This is a genomic window from Subtercola vilae, from assembly GCF_004923255.1.
Classification (GTDB): Bacteria; Actinomycetota; Actinomycetes; order Actinomycetales; family Microbacteriaceae; genus Subtercola; species Subtercola vilae.
Map to the genome: position 1 here is coordinate 24,268 of NZ_QYRT01000020.1, position 26,990 is coordinate 51,257.

The 26,990-nt window shown below is 64.5% G+C and carries 27 protein-coding genes; 22 read left to right on the top strand and 5 right to left on the bottom strand.

Going from position 1 to position 26,990, the window contains the following annotated elements:
• Positions 1-37 precede the first annotated feature (37 nt).
• From D4765_RS11200 to D4765_RS11240, 9 genes are all read left to right on the top strand, one after another.
• On the top strand, positions 38-985 hold the full coding sequence (locus D4765_RS11200; protein ID WP_136642381.1) for a glycine betaine ABC transporter substrate-binding protein: 948 nt from the start codon (positions 38-40) through the stop codon (positions 983-985).
• 11 nt (positions 986-996) lie between these two features.
• Positions 997-1,503 (top strand): formaldehyde-activating enzyme, encoded by a 507-nt coding sequence (fae, locus tag D4765_RS11205; RefSeq protein WP_237280390.1) that lies wholly within the window; start codon positions 997-999, stop codon positions 1,501-1,503.
• Entirely contained in the window at positions 1,500-2,603 is a 1,104-nt protein-coding gene (locus D4765_RS11210) for a mandelate racemase/muconate lactonizing enzyme family protein (RefSeq protein WP_136642383.1), read from the top strand. The genes fae and D4765_RS11210 overlap by 4 nt, the downstream gene beginning before the upstream one ends.
• Positions 2,604-2,649: 46 nt before the next feature.
• Positions 2,650-4,155 (top strand): aldehyde dehydrogenase, encoded by a 1,506-nt coding sequence (locus D4765_RS11215; RefSeq protein WP_136642384.1) that lies wholly within the window; start codon positions 2,650-2,652, stop codon positions 4,153-4,155.
• Entirely contained in the window at positions 4,116-5,105 is a 990-nt protein-coding gene (locus tag D4765_RS11220; RefSeq protein ID WP_237280397.1) for an NAD(P)-dependent oxidoreductase, read from the top strand. The genes D4765_RS11215 and D4765_RS11220 overlap by 40 nt, the downstream gene beginning before the upstream one ends.
• Positions 5,102-6,289, top strand: a complete 1,188-nt coding sequence (locus D4765_RS11225; protein WP_136642386.1) for an iron-containing alcohol dehydrogenase family protein — start codon at positions 5,102-5,104, stop codon at positions 6,287-6,289. The genes D4765_RS11220 and D4765_RS11225 overlap by 4 nt, the downstream gene beginning before the upstream one ends.
• On the top strand, positions 6,286-7,782 hold the full coding sequence (locus D4765_RS11230; RefSeq protein WP_237280391.1) for an NAD-dependent succinate-semialdehyde dehydrogenase: 1,497 nt from the start codon (positions 6,286-6,288) through the stop codon (positions 7,780-7,782). Before D4765_RS11225 ends, D4765_RS11230 begins: the two co-directional genes overlap by 4 nt.
• Before the next feature lie 71 nt (positions 7,783-7,853).
• On the top strand, positions 7,854-8,651 hold the full coding sequence (locus D4765_RS11235) for an aminoglycoside 6-adenylyltransferase (RefSeq protein WP_136642387.1): 798 nt from the start codon (positions 7,854-7,856) through the stop codon (positions 8,649-8,651).
• A gap of 138 nt (positions 8,652-8,789) precedes the next feature.
• Entirely contained in the window at positions 8,790-9,008 is a 219-nt protein-coding gene (locus D4765_RS11240) for a hypothetical protein (protein ID WP_136642388.1), read from the top strand.
• Positions 9,009-9,075: 67 nt separating this feature from the next.
• Here D4765_RS11240 and D4765_RS11245 read toward each other — a convergent pair whose 3' ends face one another.
• Positions 9,076-9,930 carry a helix-turn-helix transcriptional regulator gene (locus D4765_RS11245; protein ID WP_136642389.1) on the bottom strand — a complete coding sequence of 285 codons (855 nt, stop codon included), beginning with the start codon at positions 9,928-9,930 and terminating at the stop codon, positions 9,076-9,078.
• 141 nt (positions 9,931-10,071) lie between these two features.
• Here D4765_RS11245 and D4765_RS11250 point away from each other — a divergent pair, with 141 nt between their 5' ends.
• Entirely contained in the window at positions 10,072-10,815 is a 744-nt protein-coding gene (locus tag D4765_RS11250; protein WP_136642390.1) for an SDR family oxidoreductase, read from the top strand.
• A 51-nt stretch (positions 10,816-10,866) separates the two neighbouring features.
• On the opposite strand, the gene D4765_RS11255 is transcribed toward D4765_RS11250, so the two are convergent.
• The 4 genes from D4765_RS11255 to D4765_RS11270 form a co-directional block, all read right to left on the bottom strand.
• Entirely contained in the window at positions 10,867-12,810 is a 1,944-nt protein-coding gene (locus D4765_RS11255) for a cation:proton antiporter (protein ID WP_136642391.1), read from the bottom strand.
• Between the two features lie 97 nt (positions 12,811-12,907).
• Positions 12,908-13,666 (bottom strand): ATP-binding cassette domain-containing protein, encoded by a 759-nt coding sequence (locus D4765_RS11260; RefSeq protein ID WP_136642392.1) that lies wholly within the window; start codon positions 13,664-13,666, stop codon positions 12,908-12,910.
• Complete coding sequence (locus D4765_RS11265; protein ID WP_136642393.1) at positions 13,663-14,718, bottom strand: ABC transporter permease; 1,056 nt, start codon at positions 14,716-14,718, stop codon at positions 13,663-13,665. The genes D4765_RS11260 and D4765_RS11265 overlap by 4 nt, the downstream gene beginning before the upstream one ends.
• 114 nt (positions 14,719-14,832) lie before the next feature.
• Positions 14,833-15,837: a substrate-binding domain-containing protein gene (locus D4765_RS11270; protein WP_161580425.1), complete on the bottom strand. Its 1,005-nt coding sequence runs from the start codon at positions 15,835-15,837 to the stop codon at positions 14,833-14,835.
• Between the two features lie 196 nt (positions 15,838-16,033).
• Here D4765_RS11270 and D4765_RS11275 point away from each other — a divergent pair, with 196 nt between their 5' ends.
• The 12 genes from D4765_RS11275 (at position 16,034) to D4765_RS11330 (ending at position 26,924) form a co-directional block, all read left to right on the top strand.
• Positions 16,034-17,104, top strand: coding sequence for a LacI family DNA-binding transcriptional regulator (locus D4765_RS11275; protein ID WP_136642395.1), 1,071 nt, complete (start codon positions 16,034-16,036; stop codon positions 17,102-17,104).
• A 62-nt stretch (positions 17,105-17,166) separates the two neighbouring features.
• On the top strand, positions 17,167-17,478 hold the full coding sequence (locus D4765_RS11280; protein ID WP_136642396.1) for a putative quinol monooxygenase: 312 nt from the start codon (positions 17,167-17,169) through the stop codon (positions 17,476-17,478).
• On the top strand, positions 17,465-18,412 hold the full coding sequence (locus D4765_RS11285) for a carbohydrate kinase family protein (protein ID WP_136642397.1): 948 nt from the start codon (positions 17,465-17,467) through the stop codon (positions 18,410-18,412). Before D4765_RS11280 ends, D4765_RS11285 begins: the two co-directional genes overlap by 14 nt.
• Before the next feature lie 66 nt (positions 18,413-18,478).
• On the top strand, positions 18,479-18,865 hold the full coding sequence (locus tag D4765_RS11290; RefSeq protein ID WP_136642398.1) for a hypothetical protein: 387 nt from the start codon (positions 18,479-18,481) through the stop codon (positions 18,863-18,865).
• A gap of 209 nt (positions 18,866-19,074) precedes the next feature.
• Complete coding sequence (locus D4765_RS11295) at positions 19,075-19,578, top strand: flavin reductase family protein (RefSeq protein ID WP_161580426.1); 504 nt, start codon at positions 19,075-19,077, stop codon at positions 19,576-19,578.
• Between the two features lie 5 nt (positions 19,579-19,583).
• Positions 19,584-20,444: an ABC transporter ATP-binding protein gene (locus D4765_RS11300; protein WP_136642400.1), complete on the top strand. Its 861-nt coding sequence runs from the start codon at positions 19,584-19,586 to the stop codon at positions 20,442-20,444.
• A 20-nt stretch (positions 20,445-20,464) separates the two neighbouring features.
• Positions 20,465-21,319: an ABC transporter permease gene (locus D4765_RS11305; RefSeq protein WP_237280392.1), complete on the top strand. Its 855-nt coding sequence runs from the start codon at positions 20,465-20,467 to the stop codon at positions 21,317-21,319.
• 101 nt (positions 21,320-21,420) lie between these two features.
• Positions 21,421-22,521 (top strand): ABC transporter substrate-binding protein, encoded by a 1,101-nt coding sequence (locus tag D4765_RS11310; RefSeq protein ID WP_136642402.1) that lies wholly within the window; start codon positions 21,421-21,423, stop codon positions 22,519-22,521.
• Positions 22,522-22,553: 32 nt separating this feature from the next.
• Positions 22,554-23,669, top strand: a complete 1,116-nt coding sequence (locus D4765_RS11315) for an LLM class flavin-dependent oxidoreductase (protein ID WP_136642403.1) — start codon at positions 22,554-22,556, stop codon at positions 23,667-23,669.
• Positions 23,666-24,325: a cysteine hydrolase family protein gene (locus D4765_RS11320; RefSeq protein WP_136642404.1), complete on the top strand. Its 660-nt coding sequence runs from the start codon at positions 23,666-23,668 to the stop codon at positions 24,323-24,325. Before D4765_RS11315 ends, D4765_RS11320 begins: the two co-directional genes overlap by 4 nt.
• Positions 24,325-25,674 (top strand): NtaA/DmoA family FMN-dependent monooxygenase, encoded by a 1,350-nt coding sequence (locus tag D4765_RS11325; protein WP_237280393.1) that lies wholly within the window; start codon positions 24,325-24,327, stop codon positions 25,672-25,674. Before D4765_RS11320 ends, D4765_RS11325 begins: the two co-directional genes overlap by 1 nt.
• Positions 25,671-26,924 carry an MFS transporter gene (locus D4765_RS11330; protein ID WP_136642405.1) on the top strand — a complete coding sequence of 418 codons (1,254 nt, stop codon included), beginning with the start codon at positions 25,671-25,673 and terminating at the stop codon, positions 26,922-26,924. Before D4765_RS11325 ends, D4765_RS11330 begins: the two co-directional genes overlap by 4 nt.
• The last annotated feature ends 66 nt before the right edge of the window (positions 26,925-26,990 follow it).

The window sequence follows — 26,990 nt, forward strand, 5'->3', positions numbered from 1 at the left end:
CACCCCACACAGCTTCACCCCATACAGAAAGAGCACCATGAACAAGACAAGAACCACCGCACTGCTGGCTGTACTGGCCGTCGGAGCCCTCGCCCTGAGTGCCTGCGCGGGTGGCGGAAGCAGCGCTGCTTCGTCATCGGGCAAAGGCTCAGAACTGGCCGGCCTCACCGGTGAGATCGGAGCGAAGGACTTCTCTGAACAGTACATTCTGGCGAACATCACGAGCCAGCTCTTCAATGCCCACGGCGCCTCGACGAAAGCCAACACCAGCGTGGTGGGCTCGGCCAATGTTCGTGCTGCTCTGGTGAGCGATCAGTTTCTCGGCTACTGGGAGTACACCGGAACGTCGTGGATCACCTATAACAACAACACCGTTCCCGTGCAGGGTGTCGAAGCACAGTTCGCGGCAACCAAGAAAGCCGACGCGGCCAACGGCATCGCCTGGCTCGACCCGGCGCCGCTCAACAACACGTATGCCTTCGCGATTCGCTCTGACAAGGCCAAATCGCTCGGCGTGACAAAGCTCAGCGACATCGCGAAGCTGCCCCTTTCTGAGCAGACGTTCTGTATCGAGAGCGAATTCTCGACGCGTGACGACGGCTGGCCGGGCGTCAAGAAGGCGTATGGCCTGCAGAGTGTTCCTGACTCGAATGTGGCTCTGCTCGACACCGGAGTCATCTACACGACCACGCAGAAAGGCGACACCTGCAATTTCGGTGAGGTCTTTCAGACCGACGGTCGTATTCCTGCTCTTGGCCTGACCGTGATGCAAGACGACAAATCGTTCTTCCCCGTCTACCAGGGTGCTTTCACCGTGAAGCAGGCGACCCTCGACAAGTACCCCGGCATGGCTGCTGTCATTGCCCTCATCGCTCCGAAGCTCACCACTGAAGAGATGCAGAAGCTGAACGCCAAGGCAGATGTCGATGGAGACGACCCCGCCGACATCGCGAAGCAGTGGCTCACAGAGCAGGGCCTCATCTGATGCAGCAACCCATGAGTCTGGGTGAGAGTTTCATCGGCGACGGGGTGAATGCCGCACACGTCAACACCGTGTTCGGGCATCGTGACGGCCCGGCGGGCGTCGCCTGGGCCACCTCCCTGGCAAGCCCCAGCGCCGGTCACGTTCCCTTTGTCACCGTGTTACGCCCGTCGCTCCCGGTCAAACCGTTGACGCTGTTCGTGACCAAGGCGGCGCCCGCCTCCGACGAGCACGGCCTCCTTGTCTGGGGCCCGGCACAGGCCGGCATCGCAGCCGGTGTGGCGGATGCGTTGGCCGACGGCATCATCACCCTGCAGCAGGCAGACACCCACGTCATCATCGCGGCGGTGTGGGTCAATCCGGCGGCAGACGACGCAGAAGCGGTCTACGAGAACAACCGACGCTCGGTTCGCACTGCGTTGGAGAACGGCATCCGGCTGCTGCCGGAGACACAGCACGTCATCGCCGCTCGAAACTCCGCGTCGAACCCGTTCTACACTCCGAAGGCGGCCGTCGTATGAAGATCACCGACATTCGTCTCACTCGGCTGAATCTGCCACTGACGCCGCCCTTCAACGCGGCATGGGACCCGCAGCCGCGCCGCAACTTCGCTGCGACGCTCGTGGAGGTGCACACTGAGGAGGGTGTGACGGGCGTTGGTTCCGGTGACACGATGGACGGGTTCGAGAGCTACCGCGATCTCTTCATCGGTACTGATCCGCTGCAGATCATCAACCAGGTTCGCCGCATCGAGACCATCAACTTCCACGGCGGCCGTTACTGGCCGCTGGAGGCTGCGCTCTGGGACATCATCGGGCAGGTCGCCGGCCTGCCCGTGAGCGTTCTGTTCGGCGGAGCCCGGGATCGGCTGCCGGCCTACGCCTCCTCTGGCGAACTGAGGCCCGCGGGCGAGCGGGCGGAATCCGCGCTCGCCGCTCGTGAACTCGGTTTTCGCGCCATGAAGATCCGCATTGCGCGGGGCCGGCTGGCCGAGGGAATCGAGACGGTTCGCCGAACCCGCGAGGCGGTAGGCGACGACTTCGACCTGATGGTCGACCTCAACCAGATGTGGCGCATGTCGGGAGACATCGAAGCCGCGCTGCCGTTGGCGCAGGTGCAGCGTGTCGCGTCGCAACTCGCCGAACTCGGGGTGCTGTGGCTCGAAGAACCTCTGCCTCAGGTCGATGTGGCGGGGGCCAGACGGGTACGGTCGCAGACGGGCATCCAGATCTCCGGCGGCGAGATGGTTCGCTCGCTGCCCGAGATCATGTCGCTCATCGAGCAGGATGCGTTCGACATCTACCAGCCCGATGTCGCGCTGGCGGTGGGCATGTATCGCGCTCGCCAGGTGGCCGAGTCTGCGAATCTGCGGCACCGCCTGTTCACGCCTCACACCTGGAGCAACGGCCTCGGGCTGCTCGCCAACCTGCACGTCGCTGCGGGTGTCGATGCGGGCCCGTACATCGAGTTTCCGTTCGACCCACCGGGGTGGACACCAGAGCGGCGAGACTTCTTCATGCAGCCGCTGATGATCGATGCCCAGGGTGACTTGGTGGTGCCAGAGGCAGCCGGTCTCGGCGCTGTGATCGACTGGGCTGCCGTCGAACGCTTCACCGTGTGACCCGGCGCTCCGCACGCGACACACACGAAACGAAACGAAAGAGAAGATGACCGACTGGATCTCAGCCGCCGCCGCCCTGGCGCCCGAAACACGACTCTTCATCGGAGGGGAATTCTGCGCCGCCGCTGACGAAGCAACCTTCGACACGATCTCACCCCGCGACGGCCACGTGTTCGCCCGGGTCAGTTCGGCGGGCGATGCTGACGTCGACCGCGCTGTACGCGGCGCCGCCGCCGCATTCGACAGCGGCGTATGGTCGCGGGCCGACCGCCGAACGAGGCAGGCCGTTCTGTTCCGGCTCGCCGACCTGATGCTCGAGAATCTCGACGAGCTGGCCCTGCTCGAAGCCGTCGACTCGGGGCACCCCATCGGCGATGCCAGGGCTGTCGATGTGCCGACCGCGGCGCGAACCGTGCGCTGGTACGCGGAGGCGCTCGACAAGGTGTACGACGAAATTGCGCCCACGCCCGAGAACGCGCTCGCCCTGATTAGACGCGAACCGCTCGGCGTGATCGGTGCGGTTGTTCCGTGGAACTACCCGCTCATCATCACGGCCTGGAAGATCGCACCCGCGCTCGCCGCCGGCAACTCGGTTGTTCTGAAGCCAGCCGAACTGACCAGCCTGTCGGCCCTGAAACTCGCCGAACTCGCCCGTGAGGCGGGGCTGCCGGCAGGCGTGCTTCAGGTCGTGCCCGGTGTGGGGCGGGTGGCCGGTCAGGCATTGGGCCGGCATCCACTGGTCGACAAGATCGCGTTCACGGGATCGCCCGCGGTGGGCAAAGGTTTTCTCACGTACGCGGGGGAGTCGAACGGTAAACAGGTTTCGCTCGAATTGGGCGGTAAATCAGCCCAGGTGGTGCTGGCCGACGTCGCCGACCTCGACGCCTGCGCCTCAGCCATCGCGTGGGGAATCTTCTACAACGCGGGGCAGACCTGCCACGGGGGCAGCCGGTTGATTGTGGATGCCCGGGTGCACGATGAGCTCGTCGAGAAGGTCATCGCCGTTGGTCGCTCACTGGTTCTGGGCGATCCGCTCGACGAATCGACCCAGGTCGGATCCATCGCGAGCGAGGTGCAACTCGATCGTGTGCTGGCGTACACCGCCATCGCACGCGCCGAGGGCGCTGTGGTGCACGGCGGAGAACGGGTTCGCCCCGACGGGTTGGGCGACGGGTTCTACGTCGAACCGACGGTGTTCGACGGTGTCGACAACGCCGGTCGCATCGGGCAGGAAGAGATTTTCGGGCCGGCTCTCTCTGTCACGACCGTGCACGGTGCGGCAGAGGGCATTCGAGTCGCGAACGAGAGCGCGTACGGCCTCGCCGCGAGCGTGTGGACCCAAGACCTCACGACAGCCCACCGTGCGGCGCGCGACCTGCGTGCCGGAACGGTCTGGGTGAACACCTTCGACGTCGCCGACGTCATCACCCCATTCGGAGGCGTCAAGCAGTCGGGCTCTGGCCGTGACCGCTCACTGCACGCCTTCGACTCGTACACCGCACTGAAAACAACCTGGATCAGCCTCGATTCAGCCAGCACCACGAAAGAGTGAGAGAAATGACGAACAGCCAACCGACCACGGTCGGTTTCATCGGCCTGGGCAATATGGGCTCGGGCATGACCCGCAACCTGCAGAAGTCGGGCTTCGCGCTCATTGTGAACGACATCCGCCGGGAAGCCGCAGCAGAGCTGCTCGCGGGCGGCGCGATCTGGGCTGACACGCCCGCGGAGGTGGCGGCGGCCAGCGACGTGGTCATCACGATGCTGCCCACCCCGCGACACGTCGATGCCGTTGTGAACGGTCTCGACGGCATCCTGGCCGGCATTCGTGACGGAGGTACTTGGATCGACATGTCGACGTCAGTGCCCGAGGTGGCCAACCGGGTACGGGCAGACCACCCAGACCGGGGTCTGCACATCGTCGACGCTCCCGTCTCGGGCATGTCGGTGGGTGCTTCCAACGGCATGCTGCAGATCTTCGTCGGCGGCGAGGCGAGCGACCTGCAGCGCCTGCGACCGATTTTCGAGGCGATGGGCGACCCTGAGCGGATTCTGCATGTCGGGAAGGCCGGTGCGGGGTACGCCGTCAAACTGATGATCAACCAGCTCTGGTTCTCGCACCTCGTGGCCACGGCCGAAGTGCTGGCCATCGGGGTCAAGGCCGGGGTCGACCTCGAGGTGCTGCGCCAATCGCTCATCGCGAGCCCGGCGAACAGCAACTTTGTAGAGAATGATGTGCTGGGCATCCTCGATCACGGCGACTACGACGAGGGCTTCGCCATCGCGCTGGCCTGCAAAGACCTGGGGTTGTCGATCGATCTTGCCCGTTCCGTGGGGGTTCCCGCCGAGCTGTCGGGGCTCGTCGAACAGATCTACCGTCGGGCCAAAGCCCAGTACGGCGACCGGGCCGGTGAGATGACTCCGGTGAAGCTCTACGAAGACCTGATCGGTGTCGAGCTGCGCCGCGCGCCGGCGACCGTGGGCGAGCAGGTGTTCGCATGAGCATCCTTCCGGCCCAGAACGTCGCGCTCAGCGACATGAACCTCGATCTCGACCCGAAGCCGTTTGCGTACTTCGGCCGCGGGCGGGTCTTGGAGGTCGGTCGGGTGACCGCCGCTACGGGGGCAACGAGCGCGCTCATCGTCACCGACGCATTTCTCGCGGCATCGCCGGTCGTGGCAGCCGTTCGCGCGTCACTCGAAGCCGCCGGAATCGCCGTGTCGGTCTACGGCGGCGTGACCCCGAACCCGACCACCACCTCGGTCGACGAAGGGAGCGATATCGCTCGCGACACCGGTGTCGGCGCCCTGGTGGCGGTCGGCGGAGGCTCGTCGATGGATGCGGCGAAGGGCATCGCCCTCGGGGCCGTGAATACCAACCGCGGTATCGAACTCGACTACCGCAGTGACTTCGCGGTTGCGGCACTGCCGATCGTGGCGGTGCCCACGACGGCCGGCACCGGCGCCGAGGTCAATGCCTTCGGCGTCGTCACCGACGTCGTGCAGCATCGCAAGTTCTACGTGGGCTCGTCGAGTGCACTCGCGCGTGCAGCTGTGCTCGACCCTGACCTCACGGTGGGCCTGCCCGCCTCGGCGACGGCGGCGACCGGTATGGATGCCCTCACCCACTCACTCGAGTCGTACCTGTCACGACAGCCCAACCCCTACAGCGATGGCATCGCTCTGCAGGTCATCTCGACGGTTGCAGAGTTTCTGCCGCGGGCGGTCAGCGACGGGAGCGACATCGAAGCGCGTTCACAGTTGTTGCTCGCGTCGCACATCGCCGGCGTCGGCTTCTCGCACACGGGCCTGGGGCTGGTGCACGGCATCGCCCACCCGCTGGGCGGCCGGTTCAACATTCCGCACGGCCTCGCACTCTGCATCGTGATCGAGCGCGTGCTGCGGTTCAACCGCTCGGCGCGCGAAGAACGGTTGGCCCGTGTGGCTTTCGCCCTGGGCGTGGGCGACAGCCGGGCATCCGTGGCCGAGAACGCCGACGCGGCTATCGCCGCTATCGCATCGTTGGCCCGCGCGGTGGGCATGACGGCGACGCTGTCGGGATTCGGCGTCACGCAGAAAGATCTTGCATCGCTCGCCGACGACACGCTTGCCGATGCCGTCACCATCAACAACCCCATCGAACCCACCGTCGGCGACATCGTCGCGATTCTGGAGGCAGCACTGTGAGCATCGTTTCGGCCAACCCGACTCCCGCCGACGAGCGGGCGCTGCTCGCGTCGCTGCCTACGGGTCTGCTCATCGACGGTGTCTGGCGCCCGGCCAGCGACGGCGGCACCTTCGACGTGATCGACCCGTCGACCGGTGATGCCTTGCTCACCATCGCCAGCGCCACACCCGCTGACGGGGCCGCCGCCCTCGATGCGGCTGTCGGTGCGCAACGCCCGTGGGCACGCACAGCCCCTCGGGAGCGTGCCGAGATTCTGAGGCGCGCATTCGACGCGGTCACGGCGCGTTCCGATGACTTTGCACTGCTGATGACGCTGGAGATGGGCAAGCCACTCGCCGAGTCGCGCGGCGAAGTCGCCTACGGTGCCGAATTTCTGCGGTGGTTCTCAGAGGAGACTGCTCGAATCGCCGGGCGATTCGCTATGGCGCCCGATGGCAACAGCCGTCTGCTCGTCATGAAACGGCCGGTGGGCCCCAGCCTGTTCATCACTCCGTGGAACTTTCCGCTCGCGATGGCCACGCGAAAGATTGCTCCGGCGATCGCCGCCGGCTGCACGATGGTACTGAAACCCGCTGCGCTGACGCCCCTCACCGCCCTGCTGTTCGCTCAGGTGCTCAGCGAAGCGGGCCTGCCCGATGGGGTGCTGAACGTGATTCAGACGACCCGTGCCGGCGCTGTGACCGGGCCTCTGATTGCAGATTCCCGGCTGCGCAAGCTCTCATTCACCGGCTCGACAGAGGTGGGCCGACGGCTGATCGCCGACGCGGCACAGCAGGTTCTCCGCGTGTCGATGGAGCTCGGTGGCAACGCGCCGCTCCTGGTCTTCGACGATGCCGACCTCGACAAGGCAGTCGACGGTGCCATGCTCGCCAAGCTCCGCAACGGAGGGGAAGCCTGCACGGCGGCGAACCGCATTCTGGTGCAGAGGGGAGTGGCGGGTGAATTCTCCCGCCGTCTCACCGAGCGAATGGCGGCGCACACCATCGCGCGGGGCACCGACCCGGCATCGAAGATCGGCCCGCTGGTCGACGAATCCACGCGTCAGAAGGTGCACGAACTGGTCACCTCTGCTGTCGCCGAGGGGGCGACGCTGGCGCTCGGGGGGCGGGTGGTGCAGGGAGCGGGCTACTTCTATGAGCCGACAGTGCTCACTGACGTGCCGGCGGGCGCGCGCATCCTGAGCCAGGAGATCTTCGGCCCGGTTGCACCGATAGTCACGTTCGACACCGAGGAAGAGGCGGTGCGGCTGGCCAATGACACCGAATTCGGGCTCGTCGCCTACGCGTTCACGCGTGACCTGAACCGTGGGCTTCGGCTCGCCGAAGAGCTCGAGGTGGGCATGTTCGGCCTGAACACGGGAATCGTGTCGAACCCCGCAGCTCCCTTCGGCGGGGTGAAGCAGTCGGGCACCGGTCGGGAGGGGGGCATCGAGGGCATCGAGGAGTACCTCGAAACCCGCTACGTCGGGATCGCCGACCCGTATCGGGAGTAGAGAGGGGTGGAATTGCGGAACAAGGTGGGGTTCCGCTCCGCCCGGTCGCTTCTGCGTGACACAGTGGGCTCGTGGATTATGACAACGCGATCGAGCAACTAGTCGAATGGGCGCTGAAGAACGCCGTTGTGCGCGGCGTGATTCTGACGGGCTCGGGATCGACCGGAGAGACGCATCCGTTATCTGACCGCGACGTGGAGATTTACACAACAGATCCTGCGACGCTTCTTTCGGATGACTCCTGGTGGGCTCGTCTGGGAGAGGTTCTCGTCGTCGAGCGTCTTGACATGCCTGGCTGGCACCCGTCGCGTCTCGTCTACTACGTCGGCGGAAAGCTCGACCTGACCGTCATTCCCGCCGCTGCCATCAGCGAAGTGCCACGGCAGCGCCCATTCACCGTTCTTCTTGACAAAGACAACGCGGCGGCGCACCGTGAGCCAGATGAGGTGATCGGTCTCCACCCGAGTGAATCAGATTTCGACGAACGACTGAATTGGGCGTACGCGGCTGCACTCATGTGCGCGAAAGCCATCGCCCGAGATGAGCCGTGGTCGAGCAAGATTCGTGATCGCGACCTCAAACACTCACTGCTTGTCATGATCGAGTGGGATCATCGCGCTCGGTATGGGCTCGAGTTCGACGTTCGTTTTCTCGGGTCGGGCATGAGGCAGTGGATGGATCGCGGTGTTCAGGATGCTCTCGAGAAATGCTGGGCCCGCTTCGACTCAGACGACTCGGAGAGAGCACTTCTCGCTACAGTGGCCCTCTTCGCTGCGCTGAGTACTCGTGTGGCTGTCACGCTCAGATTCGCGCCGTTCGATCACGAACGCGTCAGTGCCGAAATCGCAGCTGTTCTTTCGTCGCGTTAGCCGTCATCGCAATAGTCGGCATGGTGAGCCCATGCTCCTCGATGCCACCATCGAGGCGGTACTCGCCGTTCGCGACCGTTTCGATCCAGTCGATCGATTTCACACCGCTATCGTGCACCCTGAGGGTAAGTTGAGTCCATGAATTCACGCGTTGGTCGAATGGTTCTGGTGGTTGTCGGCGTGATCGCTCTCGTCGTGGGCGTGGTGTTCGCGGGGCAGGGTGCCAACCTGATCCCCGGCAGCTCGATGACCGGTGACCGCATGTGGCTGTACATCGGTGTCGTTGTTGCCGTGGTCGGCATCGTACTGATTGTGCTCGGCCTCCGGCGACCGGGTCGAGGTCACACGAACGTCTGAGAAGGTGACGGTGACGCTGACGGTGTGCAGCTGCGTAATTTCGGCATGATCGTCACTGGTCGATACGTCACTCGAGCGCGGCCGACTGGTGCAGTTGAAGCGCTCCGATGACGCTCAGAAGGTGCAGGCGTTCGTAGCTGTCTGTGCCCGGTTTCGCGGTGAAGATCAAGAGGCACTGTTCTTGGTCGGGGTCGAGCAACACCTGGCAGTTGAGGCTGAGCTCGCCGACTTCCGGATGCACAAACCACTTGTCATCGGAATGCAGGAGCCCGACTTCGTGGTCAGCCCAGATGGCCGCAAATTCGGGGCTCTGCTCGGTCAGCCGTCGCGCAAGAGCTGCCGCGCGCGAGGTCGACCCCTGCTGCGTGACGACGCCGCGGTGTTGGGCAACGAAGACGCGGCCGAGGCGTTCATGATCGCGTTCGGGGTAGATCTGGCGGCTCTCGGGTTCGGTGAACCAACGGTAGAGATTGCTTCGCCGATCACCGTGGAACTGCGTCTGTTCGCCGAGCAGCGCAACGGCCAACGGGGTCTGCGCGAGCGTCTCACCCATGCTGTTCATGACCTGTGCAGGCGTATCGTGAAGCCGGTCGAGCACGCGCATCAAGCCGGGATTGATGTGATCGCCCCGCTGGGCACGTGTCGGCGTCGTGTGGCCGGTCAGGTGAAACAGGTGATCGCGTTCGGTGAGCGACAGGCGAAGTGCCCGCGCAATCGCTCCGACCATCTGCTCTGAGGGCGCGGGGGCGTTGCTTCGCTCGAGGCGGGCGTAATAGTCGGTCGACATGCCCGCAAGCTCGGCGACCTCTTCTCGTCGCAATCCGTTGGCTCGTCTTCTGGGCCCCCGCGACAATCCGACGTCTTCTGGTTGCAGCGCCTCTCTGCGCGTACGCAGAAAACTGGCCAATTCGGGGCTATTCACACCTTGAGTCTCACAGAACAAGCGGTTCTGAGCCACGACTTCTCATTCAGTGGATAAGCGCGTCCTTGTTCGCTCATTTCACTTGCGTTGTAGTGGAGTCATCAACAAATGGACCACAACGATCTGAACGGCGTACATCTCATGAAACTCACCGCAAACACCATCTTCATACCCGGTGCCACCTCTGGCATCGGCCTCGGACTCGCTCTGCGTTTTCACCGAGCGGGAAACACCGTCATCATCGGCGGTCGTAGGCAAGCGCTTCTCGAGCAGATCGCTCGGGAGAACCCGGGCATCCATACCGTCGTCATCGATACAGCCGATGCGTCATCGATCACCTCCACTGCAGCTGACGTTCAGAAGCGGTTTCCGCAGACGAACGTCGTGATCACCGTTGCCGGCATCATGCTGCCCGAAAACCTGAACACCGCCGATTTTCTCGCGACTGCCGAGAGCACGGTGCACACCAACCTGTTGGGCCCCATCCGCCTGATCGCCGCGTTCACCGAGTTTCTGGCCGGCCAAGACGAGGCAACGATCATGACAGTGTCATCCGGACTCGCGTTCGTGCCGTTGCCTTTCACGCCCACCTACAGCGCAACGAAAGCGGCCATCCACTCGTTCACACAGAGCCTTCGGGTGCAGCTGGCCGCAACCAGCATTCAGGTGATTGAGCTCGTGCCACCCGCCGTTCAAACCGCCCTGATGGGTCAAGAAGAGTCGGCAAACGCAATGCCTCTGAACGACTTTCTCACCGAAGTCATGGCGATTCTCGAGGCGCAACCAGAAGCCGACGAGATTCTCGTGGAGAACGTCAATTTTCTGCGTTTCGCAGAGGCTCGTGGGTCTCACGACGAGGTTCTCAGCCTGCTCTCCGGTCACTGAGCCGGCACGCCGCAGGCACGCCACGGTAACGTCACAGTCACGTCGCAGGGTTCACGCTTCTGCGGCGCGACTGTCGACGGCGTCGAGTGAGATCTCCTCTGAATCGAGTGCGGCACGCAGCACGTCAATCGTTTCGGAGGAGAATGCTCCGCGCTCGTAAGCATCACGAAGGGCGTCGCGTTCGGCGACGAGTTGCACGCGGCGCAGCTGCTGAAACTGCACGACCTCGTTCGCTTCGTCAGAGAGATCGGCATTCGCCCAGACCTCGAGGCGGCCCATCCACATCTCGGCTTGTGCGTTCACCTCGTGCAGCACGCCCTCCTGAAGGGGGGTTCCGGATGCTTCGGCGGCGGTGACAGCGGACGCGACGGCTGTGTCGCCGGCGTCTTTCATGAGCTTACGCAATTCATACAGCTCGGCCCGCTCGCTTCCGGGCGCATCTTTCGCGGGCCGCAGTCGGCGAACAACCGGCGGCAGCAGAAGGCCCTGGGCCACCAGTGTGACGATAGCAACGGCGAACGCGATGAGTACCAGGGATTCACGCATGGGCTGGCCGTCAGGGATGGTCTGCACGGCCGCCACGGTCACCACACCGCGCATGCCGGAAAGCCCGAGAACAACCCCGTCGCGCCAGCCGAGTGCCTGGTCGCGCTCTGCGGTGAGGTCGTTGTTCTGTTGGTCGAGGCGCTTTCGAAAGTTCTGAAAGGTCGTGGAGAAGCGCGCCCGCGCGGTCGCGTCGATTTCGACGGGCACTGGCGGGGGATTCTTCTCGAGTTCTGCCAGCTGGGCGACGATACGATCTCGGGCCGAGCTGTCTTTCTTCGTGACAAGGCCGAATCGTGCGCGAACGCCGCGCGTGAAGCTCCGAAAGGGGGACTGCGTGATGCCGAGCTGCCTGAAGTTCGCGGCACGCCGCTGAAAGTCCTCCTCGGTCACATCGTCGAAACGCCCCTTGGTCTGATCTGCCCGCGCAACACGCTTTCGGTACCGCTTGCGAATCGTGGAGAGCAGTGGTGGCATTGCGGCGAAGCGTACGCCGATGAGCAGCACGATCACGAGCCCGGCAACCCCCAGGGTGCCGAACAGTTCGTTCGAACCCGCCACGGCATTGACGATGGGCCAGAGCTGAAAACCCATGAAGAGAAACACCGCGTTCTCGACCAGCAGCGTGACGATACGCCAGGTACCCGATTCTGCGAGCCGGAAGGAGGCGCGAATGCGGTACGCCCCCTGGTTGCCGACCAGGATTCCCGCGACAACCACTGCAACGACTCCTGAAGCGTGGCAGAACTCACCGGCGAGGTAGGCCACGAAGGGTATGACGAGCGAGATGGCAGCATCGAGAACCGGATCGGTGATGCGGCGGCGAAGCGCCACAGCAACGGCCCCGAGAATGCCGCCGATCAGCACAGCGCCGACAACGGCCCAGATGAACGTGATCGTGATCATCCAGCCGCTCGGCGACGCCACCGTCGTGGTCACGATCGCAAGCATGGTCGACAGCAGCACGAGTGCGGTCGCGTCGTTGACGAGCCCCTCGCCTTCGAGAATCGTGACGATGCGCGGGGGCAACCCCAGGCGCTTGCCCAAACTTGTGGCGGCGACCGCATCGGGAGGTGCGACGACCGCCCCCAATGCAATCGCGAGTGCCAGGGGAACGGTCATCCAGAGCAGGTGAACCAGCACTCCGACCAGCACGGCCGACACCACAACCAGCACAATGGCGAGAAACCCGATCACCCGAAGGTTCCGGCGGAAGTCGACGAACGGCACTTGCCTGGCCGCCGCATACAGAAGCGGTGGCAGGATCACGGTCAAGACGAGAGAGGGTTCGACCTCGAAGTGGGGAATCGCGGGAACGGCACCCACTCCGACCCCGACAACGGTGAGTGCCAGTGGGGCAGCGACCCCGATGCGGCTCGCGAAAAACGAGACGACTCCGATGACCAGCACCACACCGATCACCACAAGCGTGACCAGCTCAGTGCTCTCCATGGCCTCAGGTTACCTGAGCGCACAAACGCACAGTCCCAGTGCTCGGTCGGTGGGACCGGCACTGGGACCGTTGGTTTGGTTGCGGGATGCCCGGGGCTCAGACCAGCAGGCCCGTGATGGTGCCCAGAAGGGTGTCGACATCGAAGTCTGAGGTGGGGGCATCCTTCACGATCTTGCCGAGTCGCAGAACCACGATGCGGTCGGTCACTTCGAGAATGTGCGGCAGGGTGTGCGAGATGAAAATCACGCCGAGCCCTTTGGCCTTGGCCGCACGGATGACCTGCAGCACCTCTTTCGACTGACGTGCACCGAGGTGGTTCGTGGGCTCGTCGAGGATGATGACCTTGCGAGCCCACGACACCGTGCGCCCGATCGCGACGGCCTGGCGCTGACCACCCGAGAGCTGCGATACGGGTCGGTTCGACGCGGGCACGGCGATGCCGACACGTTCGAGGTCGGCGTGGGCCTCGGCATCCATTTTCTTCTGGGCAAGAAATCCGAGTTTGCCCAGCAGCCCGGGGCTCACGATCTCGCGGCCGAGAAACACGTTCGCGCTCACCGAGAGGTGCGGCGCGAGGCTCGATTCCTGATAGAGGGTTTCGACGCCGGCCTGCAGTGCTTCGTGCGGGCTGGCCCAGTGTCGCTCGATTCCGTCGAGAAAGATCTGGCCGCTGTCGGGGCGGTGTGCACCTGCGAGTGCTTTGACGAGCGTCGACTTGCCGGCACCGTTGTCGCCGACCAGGCCGACAACTTCACCGGCTCGTACGGCGAGGCTGGCGTTGTCGAGCGCGATCACGCTGCCGTAGCTCTTGGAGATGTTGCGTACTTCGTAGAGGGGAGCGCTGGTGTCGGTCATGATCGTTTTCCGTTCGCACGCAGGGCCTGCAGCGAGACGGCTGCGGCAATGAGGATGGCGACGACAACCTGTTTCCAGTTGGGCTCGACGCCGATGATGATGAGACCGCTGGTGACCGTGGCCAGAATGAGCGACCCGAGCACGGTGCCCGACATGCGGCCGATGCCGCCGGCGAGGGCAACACCTCCGATGACCACCGCAGCGATGGCGTCGAGCTCGTCACCGACACCAGAGGTCGGTGCGCCAGAACCGAGTCGTATATAGAGGAACATGCCCGCAAGACCGGAGAGCAACCCTGACAGCACGTAGATCTTGGTGAGGTGCCGCTTCACGTTGATTCCGGCGGCGAGGGCGGCGAACGGGTTGGAGCCGATGGCGTACGTGTAGCGACCGAACCGTGCCTTGTGCAGAAACAGGCCGGCAATGATGACGACGACGATGACCACGATGAGTGGCCACGACAACGGGCCGAGCCACGGCACGCTGAGGTCGATTGCGCTCTGTGGGCCGTCGCCGACCGGTGCGCCGCCCGTGAGCACGATCGACATGCCGCCAGCGGCGCCGAGGGTGGCCAGGGTGGCGATGAAGGGTACGAGGTGCAGCCGGTTGATCAGCAGGGAGTTGACGAAGCCGACGAACATGCCGGTCGCTGCGGCAACGAGGGTTCCGCAGAGAATGGTGATGCTGTCGCCCATGCCGGCGGCGGTCATGGCCTGCATTGCGTAGGCGGCGATGACGCCAGAGAAGCCGAGGGTTGCGCCCACCGAGAGGTCGATGCCGCCGGAGATGATGACGAAGGTCTCAGCGACGGCGATCAGGGCGACAGGGCCCCAGTCGAGAAGCACGTTGCCGAACACGTCGAGCGAGAAGAAGATGGGGTTCAAGATCGAGAAGACGACCACCATGCCGATGAGAACAAGGAGAAGGATGGTCTGCTGGTTGGTCAGGAACCCGGTCAGCCGCTCTGACAGAGGGGTGGAGTGCGATTCGGGTGAGGCCGGCGGTCGCGGGTTCGCGCCCGGCGCCAGCTCCGGTGATTCGGTGAGTGCCACAGTGTGCCTTTCGCGTCGTTGAACGCCGTTCGTGAAGAAAGTGTGGGGGGTGCGCCGGCACAGATTGGTGACCGCGCCGGCGCACGGGATGAAGCGGGGATGAAGCGGGTGGTACTACTGAACGTAGGTGTACTTCGTCAGGTCAGCAGCCGACGTGTCTTTGTTCATGGTGATGTTGGGCAGCGTGACCTTGGCAGCGATGCTCGACTTGCCGGTCTGAATGAACGACTGGCACGCGTCGATGGCCTGTTTTGCCTCTTCGGCCGGGTTCTGGGCGATGAGAGCGGTGAAGACGCCCTTCGCGATGAGATCGACATTGGTCTTGTAGGCGTCGTAGCCGATCAGGGCGACCTTGCCCGTGAGGCCCTTGGCCTGCAGGGCTGACGATGCGCCGGTGGCGTTGGTACCGTCGATGGCGAAGATGCCCGCCAGGTCGGGGTACTTGGTCAACCAGTTGCTGACGTTGCTGTTGGCGGTCGCGGGCTGCGACTGCGAGTAGGCCGTGTCGACGACGGTGACGCCCGGGTACTTCGCGGCCAGCTGGTCTTCGAAGCCCTTGAGGCGGTCGACGTTCGTGGTGGCGGTGGCCGAGGTGAGGCCGGCCACGACCTTGTAGCTGCCGCCTGCCTTGTAGCCGATGGCGGTGGCCATCTGGTCTGCCGCGGCAGCGCCGCCCTGGGTGTTGTCACCCGTGATGAATGACACAACGTTACTGAGATCGGTGACGTGGGTGTCGACGTTCACCACAGGAATCTTGGCTGCGGTGGCCTTGGCCACTGATGCCTGCAGGGCGTCGGGGTCTGTCGGGATGAGGACGAGGCAGTCGGGCTTCTGCGCCAGTACCTGATCGACGATCGGAATCTGCGTGGCGGGGGAGTAGAGCGAGGGATCGCCCTGCCAGATCAGCTTGTCGCCGTTGGCGGAGGTCTCGGCGGTCGCGCCGACCTTCATGGCCTTGAAGAACGGGTCGGCTTCTGCGCCCATGACAAAAGCAATGGTCAGCGACTTCGCGCCGGGGGTCGAGGGTGTTGCGGTTGTCGTGCTGCTACAAGCTGACGCCACCAGCAGCAACGAGGTTGCAATGCTGACTGCTCCGACGGTTTGGATGATGCGCTTCATTGCGGTGACTCTCCTTTGAGTGCGAGCTGGCGGCCGGTCTTCGGTCGTCATACTCGCCGTGCTGCTGCGGGTTCGTGGAATATCATGACAGTTGCAATGAGATCGATCTCAACAATAAGGTGAGATCGATCTCGGTGATGATGGGTATGATCATCACACCGTTCATCCTCGCTGTCAAACCATCTGGAAAAACGCAATGACACAATCGGCCAAAGGCGCCCTGCCCACCATCACTGATGTGGCGAACCATGCAGGCGTCTCCCGTGCCACCACGTCACGGGCCCTCAGCAACTACGGAGTCGTGAACGCGGCCACGCGGGCAAGGGTGCTTGAGAGCGCAGCCGAACTGGGCTACGTGCCCAACGTTCTGGCCCGCTCGATGCGTGCCGGCAGCACGCACACGCTGGGGCTGATCATCGCCGAAGTGGGTCTGAGCGTGTTCGATCTGGCCATGCGATCGGTCATCGAATCTGCCCGTCTCGAGGACTACCAGGTGCTGGTCACGAACACGAACGAAGACCTGCGTGCCGAGCGAACGTCGGTTCGGGTGATGCTCGAGAAGCAGGTCGACGGCCTGATCGTGGTGCCCAGCTCGGTCGATGAGCTCGAATTTCTCAGCAAGGCCGACCTCAAAGGCAAGCCGGTCACTCTGCTCGACCGCTCTCTCGATTCTCTCGGTATCGCGAGTGTGACCGCCGACAACCTGCAGGGCACACGAGATGCGGTCGAGCACATGCAGGCGCTCGGCCATACGAAGATCGGGTTGATTGTGGTCACCGCGAACCTTTCGGGCGAGACGGGCGAGCGACCCGCGGGGCTCATCACGACCATCCATGACCGGGTCGAAGGCTACTACCGCGCGATGGCCGACGCCGGCATCGACATCGACCCCGCCTGGGTTCGCTACTGCGGTGATGCAGACGAGTCAGCGACGCAGGCCGTGAACACCATTCTCGATGCCGAGAACCCGCCTACCGCCCTGATCGCCTCCAACGCCAACATGTCGCTCGCTGTTCTGCGGGTGGCAAAAAAACGTGGTCTGGTCATCGGCGACGACCTCTCTCTCGTCGGATTCGACGATGCGCCGTGGGCTGCCGTTCTCACGCCGGCACTCACGGTCGTCGACCTGCCGATCGAGCAGATGGCGAAGGCAGCCGTCGACAACCTGCTGGCCCAGATTCGTAATCCCGACGCCGAACCCACGTCTGTCGTCTTGCCCACCCGCCTGCTGATCAGAGACTCGGTACGAGACCTGTCGACCGCGTAGGCCCCGCCGCGCTCGACGACCTCGCACACACCTTCGACCGCACCAAGAGAATCGATGCCTGCATGACCGTCTCCCTCTATGCCGAGTTCACCGCCACCGCGGGAAACGAACCGGCCGTGTACCAACTCATCACCGACTTCGCCAGCGCAGTGCGAGCCGAACCCGGCAATCTGCGATTCGACCCGCACTTTCGTGACGACAACCCGATGACCATTTTCGTGTACGAACAATATTCTGACCAGACAGCGTTCGACTCACACCTCGCCAGCGCCCACGGCATTGCCTTCAACACCGAACTCGCGCCGCTGGTGAGCGGGGGAGGCTCGACCCTGACCATGCTCAAAACGATCGGTGAGACCAATGACAACTTCTAGCCCCGCCCCCGCCGCTGACGCCGCCTCGGTAGTCGTTGTCGGCGAGGCCCTGACAGACATCGTTCAGCGCCAGCACGAGGTCACCGAGCATCCCGGCGGATCGCCCATGAACGTCGCCATCGGCCTCGCCCGGCTCGGCGACGAGGTAGAACTGGTGACGCGCATCGGTAGCGACGAGCGAGGGGCCGCTCTCACGAGCCACATCGAAGAATCGGGAGTCACGTTCTTTCCCGGCTCGATCGTCGACGAGGCCACGTCGACCGGCACCGCGGTGCTCGACGAGACCGGCGCGGCCCGGTACGAGTTCGACATTCGTTGGTCGCTCGACTTCGTCGACCAGCTGTCGCCGGCTGCCCTGGTGCACACGGGCTCGATCGCCGCGTATCTCAGCCCCGGAGCCGCCGATGTTCTGCGACTGCTGACGGCTACGCCGGCATCGACTATCGTCACCTTCGACCCGAACGTGCGCCCGTCTCTTCTCGGCACGCCCGACACCGAACGCCGCACCGCTGAGAACCTGATGGCGGTGTCGAACGTCGTGAAACTCAGCGACGAAGATGCCGAGTGGCTGTACCCGGGGGTGCCGCAGAGCGAAGTGCTCGACCACATTCGCACGTTCGGCCCCGCGCTTGCGATCATGACGCGGGGGGCATCCGGTGCCCTTCTCTCGAGCAGCCGCGCGAACATCACCGTTCCCGGCCGAACGGTTGTCGTCGCCGACACCATCGGTGCGGGCGACTCCTTCATGAGCGCGGTCATCCATGTGCTGCTCCGGATGCTCGCCGACGGCACCACGCCAGAGTCGATCTGTGACGGCTCGGCTTTCACCCTGGCCGCGCTCACCGACATCGGCGCGTTCGCTGTCGAATGCGCTGCGGTCACCGTCTCGCGCGCAGGAGCCAACCCGCCGCACCTCACAGACGTCACGGGGTAGGGAGCACCGTGGGCGACGGCCTGCGGGGGTAATGCGCCCGAAACAAAGCACGCCTATGGTCATCGTGTGACTGTTCCCGACCCCGACCTGACACTCGAGTTGCTCGCGGCGCTGTCGACCCATCTTGGGCTCGAACTCTCGGGCCGGTCGGTCACGATGGCCGACGGTGTTCGGCTGCAGATCGATGGCGTCGACGAATCGGGCCGGCTGCTGGTTCAGTGCGTTGCGAGTTCGGGTGTTGTGAAGTCGACGCAGCGCAACAAGGCCATGGCCGACGCCCTCAAGCTGGTCTGGCTTCGTTCGACACTTTTCGTGGGCGCCCGCGTGGCCCTCTGCATCAGCGAACCGGTGGGGCGCTTCTTCACCAAACCGGCGTGGCTCGCCCAGGCGGTGGCCGACCTGCACGTCGAGGTGTACGTCGTGGCGGCCGGCGGCCGCGTCGAACGGCTCTAGCCGTACCGCACGAGGCGAAAAGCTCCGCGCCCCTCGAAAATCGTCGCGATTCGAAAAGTCACACGCTCGAAACACGAGCGTACGTTCTTTGTAACAGGGCACCCCTAACGTTATGAATGTCAACGATCCCGCGGGCCGTCGACATCTGCTTCCGCCCGCCTCTCCCGTCGTCTCAATGCATTTCAACGAGAAGAACACCGGAGGGCCATATGGGCCACGCATTTAACGAGGTCACACTCGAATCAGACCACGACCCCGCCCTGTTGCGGAGGGCGTTGTCGCAGCTCGCCACGTCTGTGACGGTCGTCACCACAACCCACGAGGGGCGTCAGCACGGCTTCACTGCGAACAGCTTCACGTCGGTTTCGGTGAACCCGCCTTTGGTGCTCGCATGCCTCGCCGACACTGCTGAGTGTTACGACGCGTTCAGCCAGACCGACCGGGTGGCGATCAATGTGTTGAGCGAGGGGCAGGCAGAGCATGCCCGGCTGTTCGCCACTCGCGGCGCAGACAAGTTCGGCCAGGTCGAGGTCGATTCCGGCCGATTCGGTGTGCCGGTCATCCGGGGCGCCATGGTGACCATCGAGGGAACCATTCACGACCGGGTCGTGGCCGGCGACCATCTGATGATTCTGGTGCGGGTGGAGCACGTGAGTCTCGACGACTCTGCCCCGCTCACATATCAGGCTCGTGCGTTCAAGAAGCTGGGTTGAGGCCGATGACGAATACCCACAGTGCCGGCGCTTCGCTGGAGTACGCGTCTCCTGACGAGATCGTGGTCTCTGACGCGCTGAAGGTCTACGGTTCGGGTGCGGGCGAGGTAACGGCCCTGTCGCACGTCGATCTGACGGTCAAACGAGGCCAGTTCGTGAGCGTGATCGGCCCGAGCGGCTGCGGAAAGTCGACCATGCTGCGCATGATCGCCGGGCTCGAACAGCCAGACTCCGGCGAGGTGAGCGTGTTCGGCGCCCACCCCGACGAGGCGTGTGCTGCAAAGATGATCGGCTTCGTGCCGCAGGTTCCTGCACTGCTGCCCTGGCTGAGCGTGCTCGGCAACGTCACCATTCCTTCGAAGGTGAACAGGCGAGCGGATGCCCTGCGGCGCACTCTGCCCGGTCACGTCGCCCGGCCCGCCACTGACCCCCGGGTGTTGCTGACCAAACTCGGTCTCGGTGACGCCATCGACCGGCTGCCGCACCAGCTTTCGGGCGGCATGCAGCAGCGCGTGGCCATTGCCCGAGCGTTCTCGATTCAGGCCGACGTGCTGCTGATGGACGAGCCCTTCTCTGCCCTCGACGAGTTCACCCGTGAAGCAATTCAGGTGCAGCTGCTCGAACTGTGGGAGCAGATGCGAACCACGGTGGTGTTCGTCACGCACTCCGTCTCTGAAGCGGTCGTGCTCTCAGATGTGGTTGTCGTGATGTCTGCGCGGCCGGGGCGAATCGAGGCCGTCATCCCGATCGATCTACCGAGACCCAGGCGGCAGGGCCTGCTCGAAGCGGCCGCGATGCACGAATACGAAGACCTCATCCGCGAGAAGCTGCAGACGGCCTGGGCGTCAGGGCCGGTTGTGCGATGACCCAGCAGATGAATTCGTCAGTGATCCGCTCGTCTTCGGCGACCCGCTCTTCCTCGTCGTCTCCCACCCGTTCCTCTCCGGTGGCTCGCTCGTCTGGGGCGACCCGCTCACCGTGGCGGCCGCGCGTCTGGGCGCCCGCCGTCATCGCCATTCTGATCGCAGCACTGGTGTGGGAATACGTGGCGACGAACAACACATATCTCCTGCCTCGGCTCGGCACCATCGGGCAGGCCCTCGCGACGCAGCCGGCTTTCTTTCTCGACAACGCCTGGGTGACACTCTCTGAGGCGCTGGTGGGCCTCGTGATCGGGTTCGTGGCCGCCTTCGTGGTGGCTGTGCTCGTCACGGAGTCGGGCATTCTGCGCCGCGCCATCATGCCGCTCGCCGTGGTGCTGAACGTCACGCCGGTGGTTGCCATCGCACCTGCACTGGTCGTCGCGTTCGGCTTCGGGCCGGCGCCGAAGCTCATCGTCACCGCGCTCATCACCTTCTTTCCCATCCTGATGAACGTGATCACTGGGCTGAACTCGGTGTCGCCACCGATTCTGCAGGTCTTCTCGACCCTGCGGGCGAACCGGTTCGAGGTGCTCACCCGGCTGCGACTGCCGTCGAGCCTGCCCTATGTCTTCGCGGCACTGAAGGTGGTCTTCCCGCTCTCGGTCGTCGGCGCGGTCGTCGCCGAATTCTCGGCGCCGGGAGCCGCGAAGGGGCTCGGCACCGTCATCAGCGTCGCGTCGTCGAACTCGCGCCTCGCTGTGGTCTACGCGGCGATCGCGTGCCTGGCCCTGATGGGCGCGGCGCTGCTTCTGCTCATCACTCTGCTCGAGAAGCGCGTCTTGCGCTGGCACGAATCCCAGCTTCTGAAACGCGAGTGAGCGCGCGCGCCCGCTAGCGGCGCGTCCGGCCTCTCGTTCCTCGGCTTCGCCCGACAGACACGCACCACATTCCTCATAACCCACCCCACTAGGAGACAGCTATGCCTACTCGACGTACTCTTCGCCTCACTCAGGTGGCCGCGCTCGCCGCCGCTGCTGCACTTGCCCTGACCGGATGCTCGACTGCGAGCTCGTCGGCCCCCGCTGCCTCGTCGGCTTCGGCCATCTCGGCCGAACGCTGCGCAGCGAACAAAGCTGCCGGCCCCATCACCTACGTCACCGGTTTTCAGTACCAGGCCTCGGCGTCGATCCTCGACGTGCTCGCTGCGAAGAAGCTCGGCTACTTCGACGCGCTGTGCCTGAATGTCACCATTCAGCCGGGCACCGGCGACACCGCCGGCAACTCACAGCTCGTCGCGGCGGGCACGGCAACGCTCACTGACGTGGGCGGCGACTCCGACCTGCTGCTGGCGCACTCGAACGGTGTCGACGTGACGGGCATCGCGACGTACGGCCAGGTTCCCATCACCACCCTGATGACGGCGACCTCGATCACCGACCTCAAACAGCTCGAGGGAACAACGCTCGGCCAGAAGGGCCAGCTGCCGCCGGAGATTCAGGCGATGCTGGTGAAGAAGGGGGTCGACGTCTCGAAGATCACCCAGGTCACGGTGGGCTACGACCCGAGCATCCTGCCCCGCGGCCAGGTGCAGTCGCTCACCGGCTACAAGTCGAGCGAGCCGCTGACGCTGAAAGCTGCCGGTGACACGATCACGCAGTGGAACCCCGAAGACTACGGAATTCCGGGAACGTTCGGCACGGTCGTCGCCAACCCTGCCTTCGTGAAAGCCAACGCCACGGCGACACAGGATTTCTTGCGCGCCTCGTTTCACGCTTACGACTACTGCCTGACGAATGCATCTGAGTGCGTCGGTTTTGCCGCTGACCTGGCCGGTGGGGGAGCCAGCTACGACGTCGATCACAACGTTCAGGTGTGGCAGACCGAGACGGCTCTCGTCACCAAATCTGAGCCCGCGGGTACGCCCCTGGGGTCGCTGAATACCACGCTCATGGCGAAGGAGGCCCAGTTTCTGCTTGACAGCAAGCAGCTGACGGCCCTGCCCGATGTGAGCACTTTCACTGACCCGTCATTCGTTTCGGCGATCTACACGGGCACCGACCTGATCTGGCCGGCGCCGTAACCTCTCACCGCACGAAGAAGGAGCACCACACCGTGAATGACCGCGAATACGGAATCTTTCTGCCGATCGGCAACGGCGGCTGGATCATGTCTGACACAGCGCCGCACCCCGAGGCGACCTACGAGTACAACCGCACGGCAGCAATGCTGGCCGAGCAGGCCGACTTCGACTTCATCATGTCGATGGCGAAGTGGCGTGGCTACGGCGGAACGACCGATCACTGGGGCCAGACGCTCGAGTCGATCACCATGATGGCGGCGCTCGCCGAGGCCACCGAACGGGTGAAGATCTGGGCGACGGTTCACACCAACCTCATTCACCCGGCGGTGGCCGCGAAGATGTATGCCACGCTCGACCAGATCAGCCACGGCAGATCGGGCATGAACATCGTTGTGGGCGCCTACGCTCAGGAGTTCTCGCAGATGGGCCAATGGCGAGACGACTTCGACCACGAGACGCGGTACCGGTATACCGAGGAGTGGCTGAAGGTCGTCGAGCTGCTGTGGGCGAACGACACGGTCACGTTCGACGGTGAGTTCTTCACGCTCGACGACTGCCAGTCGCGGCCGCACCCGGCCGTGCATCCGACGCTCATCAGCGCGGGCAGATCGCCGCGCGGCCTCGACTTTCAGTCGCGGTTCGCCGACGGCTCGTTCTTGACCGCCGACGACCTGCCCGGGCTTCGAGACAACAGCCAGCAGGTCAAAGAGCTCGCCGCGGCACAGGGCCGCTCAATCAAGACCTACTCGATGCTCACCGTCGTGATGGATGAGACGGATGCCCTGGCCGAAGCCAAGTTCGCTGAGTACGGCCGCGGGGTCGACACCGAAGCCATCGTCAACATGAAGCTCTCGTGGGGTCTGCCCCTCGACAAAGCACTGTCGATGACGGCCGACAGCTCGGGCTACGAGGCGTTTCAGACGGCGGTCGTGAAGGGCTCTCCCGACACGGTGCACGAACGTATCGACGAGCTGATGCAGACGACGGGCATCGACGGGCTCATGCTGATCTTCCCCGACTACCACGCCGATCTGCCGCCCTTCGGTGAGCAGGTGATGCCGAAGCTGCGCGAGCAGCCGCAGCCGCAGCCGCTGAGCCAGCAGTCACACCACAGCGCGTCGGCCAGTATGTCGGGGGTGACCGCGTGAGCGCCCTCGAGCGGCAACTCGACGCCCTCACCGCGGGCGGTCAGACGAGTGCGTTGCTGGTGGTGGATGTTCAGCGATCGTTCGCCGACCCCGCCTACCTGCCCTGGGTGGAGCCCGCCGCGCTCGACGTGGTGGCGAACACCGTGACCACCATTGCCACCCTCGTCGACGAGGCGAGAGTGGCGGGTGTGCCGGTGGTCTGGATCCAGCTCGGCCAGACGAAAGACAAGCCGTGGTCGTCGTCGCTGTGGCTGCGCGGAATCGACCCCGAGACACCCTGGCCCTCGCCCGACGAGCCGTGTGTGCTCGGAACCGCGGGTGCCGAGTGGTACGGCATGGCGCCGCACTACGGCGAACTGGTGATCACCAAACGCGGCTACAGCGGCTTCTTCGGCACTGACCTCGAACAGCAGCTGCATGAGCGCGGCATCGACTGGGTGACGGTCGTGGGCTTGACGGTCGACTGCTGTGTCGACGCGACCGCCCGCGACGCTTTTCAGGCTGGGCTGCCGGTTATCGTCGCTTCGGATGCGACCGCAGCGTACGAGGCCGACCTGCAGGTCAATTCCCTGGCCAACATCGCGCTCAACTCGGCCGTCATCCTCACCGCCGCAGAGGTTTCGGCACTCTGGAACAGACAGCAGGCGACCCTCTGATGACCGAACCGAAGCAGATGAACCTTGCGTTCGACCTCTCGTTCACCCACACCGAAGGAAAGTGGGCCAACCCCGGTTCGTGGGTGGGGCGTGACTACCCTGACGTGCGCATGTTCCAGGAGATCGCGGTGCTTGCCGAGCGCGGCGGTATCGACATGCTGTTCTTCGGTGACGGCACGAGTATCCCCGACACGTGGCAGGGCTCGATGGACGCGGCGGTGAAGTGGGGCATCCAGTGGCCGAGGCAAGACATGAGCCCGTACATCGCCGCGATGGCGCAGGTGACGACGCACATCGGGTTCGGGCTGACGTACTCGTCGACCTTCATGCACCCCTACTACGTGGCGCGCCTGCTCAACTCCCTCGATCATGTGACCGCCGGGCGCATCGCGTTCAACGTCGTGGCGTCGACGCGGGTTTCGGATGCCGCGAACTACGGTTTCGACGCTCTGCCGAGCCACGAGGCACGGTACGAGCGCATGGAGGAGTTCATGGCTGTCTGCCAGGCGCTCTGGGACTCGGTCGATGCATCGGCCATCGTCGCCGACCGCGAGACGGGGGTATTCGGCAACCCCGCTGGTGTTCACCGGGTCGATCACCGGGGCGTGAACTTCGCGGTGCGCGGCCCGCTGAATTCGATGCCGAGCCCTCAGGGCCGACCGGTCGTGGTACAGGCGGGTTCGTCGCCGCGGGGTGTCGCGGCATCGGCCCGTTTCGCCGACATCATCTTCGGCCTCGGCGGCCACCTCACGTCTCAACAGCGGCACCGCGCTTCGCTCGATGCGGCCCTCACCGAGGTCGGTCGTGACCCTGCCGGGGTGGGAATCCTCTGGGCGGTGCAGGTCATTCTGGGGCGCACGGCAGACGAAGCAGACGCCCGCAAGCAGGCCATGCTCGAGGTGTGGAGCCACGAGGCGGTCGGGGCATATCTTTCGTACAACTCAGGGTTCGACTTCTCGACTCTGCCAGCCTCGTTCGTTCTGAGCGAGGTGGCCGAGCGCATCAGAGAAGCCGAAGGTACCCAGGCTGGTTTCGTTCAGCTGGTGATCGACGAGTGCGGTGCCGACGCTCGACTGTCGCGCAACGAGTTCTTCGAGCGCGGCTGGCGTTACGCGACAGGCTACGACCAGACCTACTCTGGCACGGCCGAGACGGTTGCGGATGCCCTGCAGGAGAACTTCGAAGCGACCGGTTCGCGCGGGGGATTCATGATCGCCAACCCGTTGTCGACACCCTCGTCGCTGGCCGATGTCGTTGAGCTGTTGACGCCGGAGCTGCGCCGCCGCCACGCCGTGGCGCCGGCGTACCCCGGCACGACGCTGCGTGAGAATCTGCGACTCGGCGGGTGAGCAACGGCACCGATTCGGAGCCGATGACCTCGGCGGTGCGCTCAGACAGACTTCGGTGGGAGCAGATCATCATGGTCTGTGCGCTCGTCGGCACCTCGCAGATGACCTGGGGCGCGCTCATTCCCGCGCTGCCGCAGTACGCTCTGAAGTTCGGGGCGTCGGCTCTCCTCCTGGGGTTGATCGTCTCGTCGTTCGGAGTCGGCCGGTTGCTGGTGAACATTCCCGCCGGAATGCTGCTGCAGCGGGTACCCGCACGGGCGCTGCTGCTGACGGTGACCGGGCTTCTCGCCGCAGTGACCCTGGTCACCGGTTTTCTCGACAGCGTCGTGCTGCTGGTGGTGGCGCGCTTCGTGGCAGGTGTGCTCGGGGGCGCGGCGGTGACCATCGGGCTCGCCGTGCTGACGCAGCGAACCACCGCGGCCACGAGAGGGTCGATTCTCTCGACCGTGCAGGCGGTGCAACTCGCCGGTGCCGCGCTCGGCCCGGTACTGGGTGGTGTTGTGCTGACGGTCAGTACGCTTCCGTTCGTCTTCGTGGTCGCAGCCGTTCCACTGCTGCTCGTCATTGCCTGGGCACTCGTGCGCCCCGACGCACACTTCTGGTCAGACCAATACGGTCGCGACGTGCCGCCCGGCATCGGAGTTGCCACTGGTGCGGCTGACCAGAGCGCCGAATCCGATGAGCGCCAGAGGCTGTCGGCGCGACGTCTCGCGGCCGTCTGTGTACTCGCGTTCGGCATCTTCTTCGTGCGTTTCGGGGGTGACCAGTCGCTTATTCCACTTCTGGCATATGACCAGGGCAAGCTCACTCCGTTGACTCTGGGGCTGGCGTACGGGCTCACCACCGTCGTCTCTCTGCTGCTCTTGCCCTGGATCGGTCGCCGGTTGAACTCGGGCCACAGAGTGGGGTTGCTGGTCATCCCCACTGCGCTCGCGGCCGGCCTGATCTGCCTGTACCCGCTCGCCGACATGCCCTGGTTCTTCGGCGGTCTCATCGTGTCGACCGGCGTTCTCTCCGGCATCGGCAGCCTTGTTCCAGGTGTTCTGCTTGCCGACCAGACGCCCCGCTCTCGGGTGGGCACCGCGATGGGAGTCTTTCGCAGCGTCGGTGACGTCGGTGCCGTCGTGGGCCCGCTCGTGCTCGGCGCCGTTCTCGACGGTGGGGGCGCTGGGCCGGCCACCCTGTTGCTCGCCGCCGTGAGTCTCGCGGCTCTGGCCGGGTACTTCCTCCTCTCGCGGCAATCCGTCTGAGCGCCGCGACGCACTTCTCGGCGTCGACTCGATGGTGCATGTCTGTGAGCTGGCCGATGGAGGCGA

Excerpts from the sequence above, each read along its gene's own strand:
- D4765_RS11200 (WP_136642381.1), top strand. The coding sequence starts at position 38 with ATGAACAAGACAAGAACCACCGCACTGCTGGCTGTACTGGCCGTCGGA.
- fae (WP_237280390.1), top strand. The coding sequence starts at position 997 with ATGAGTCTGGGTGAGAGTTTCATCGGCGACGGGGTGAATGCCGCACAC.
- D4765_RS11210 (WP_136642383.1), top strand. The coding sequence starts at position 1,500 with ATGAAGATCACCGACATTCGTCTCACTCGGCTGAATCTGCCACTGACG.
- D4765_RS11215 (WP_136642384.1), top strand. The coding sequence starts at position 2,650 with ATGACCGACTGGATCTCAGCCGCCGCCGCCCTGGCGCCCGAAACACGA.
- D4765_RS11225 (WP_136642386.1), top strand. The coding sequence starts at position 5,102 with ATGAGCATCCTTCCGGCCCAGAACGTCGCGCTCAGCGACATGAACCTC.
- D4765_RS11240 (WP_136642388.1), top strand. The coding sequence starts at position 8,790 with ATGAATTCACGCGTTGGTCGAATGGTTCTGGTGGTTGTCGGCGTGATC.
- D4765_RS11250 (WP_136642390.1), top strand. The coding sequence starts at position 10,072 with ATGAAACTCACCGCAAACACCATCTTCATACCCGGTGCCACCTCTGGC.
- D4765_RS11255 (WP_136642391.1), bottom strand. The coding sequence starts at position 12,810 with ATGGAGAGCACTGAGCTGGTCACGCTTGTGGTGATCGGTGTGGTGCTG.
- D4765_RS11260 (WP_136642392.1), bottom strand. The coding sequence starts at position 13,666 with ATGACCGACACCAGCGCTCCCCTCTACGAAGTACGCAACATCTCCAAG.
- D4765_RS11270 (WP_161580425.1), bottom strand. The coding sequence starts at position 15,837 with ATGAAGCGCATCATCCAAACCGTCGGAGCAGTCAGCATTGCAACCTCG.
- D4765_RS11275 (WP_136642395.1), top strand. The coding sequence starts at position 16,034 with ATGACACAATCGGCCAAAGGCGCCCTGCCCACCATCACTGATGTGGCG.
- D4765_RS11280 (WP_136642396.1), top strand. The coding sequence starts at position 17,167 with ATGACCGTCTCCCTCTATGCCGAGTTCACCGCCACCGCGGGAAACGAA.
- D4765_RS11285 (WP_136642397.1), top strand. The coding sequence starts at position 17,465 with ATGACAACTTCTAGCCCCGCCCCCGCCGCTGACGCCGCCTCGGTAGTC.
- D4765_RS11295 (WP_161580426.1), top strand. The coding sequence starts at position 19,075 with ATGGGCCACGCATTTAACGAGGTCACACTCGAATCAGACCACGACCCC.
- D4765_RS11300 (WP_136642400.1), top strand. The coding sequence starts at position 19,584 with ATGACGAATACCCACAGTGCCGGCGCTTCGCTGGAGTACGCGTCTCCT.
- D4765_RS11310 (WP_136642402.1), top strand. The coding sequence starts at position 21,421 with ATGCCTACTCGACGTACTCTTCGCCTCACTCAGGTGGCCGCGCTCGCC.
- D4765_RS11325 (WP_237280393.1), top strand. The coding sequence starts at position 24,325 with ATGACCGAACCGAAGCAGATGAACCTTGCGTTCGACCTCTCGTTCACC.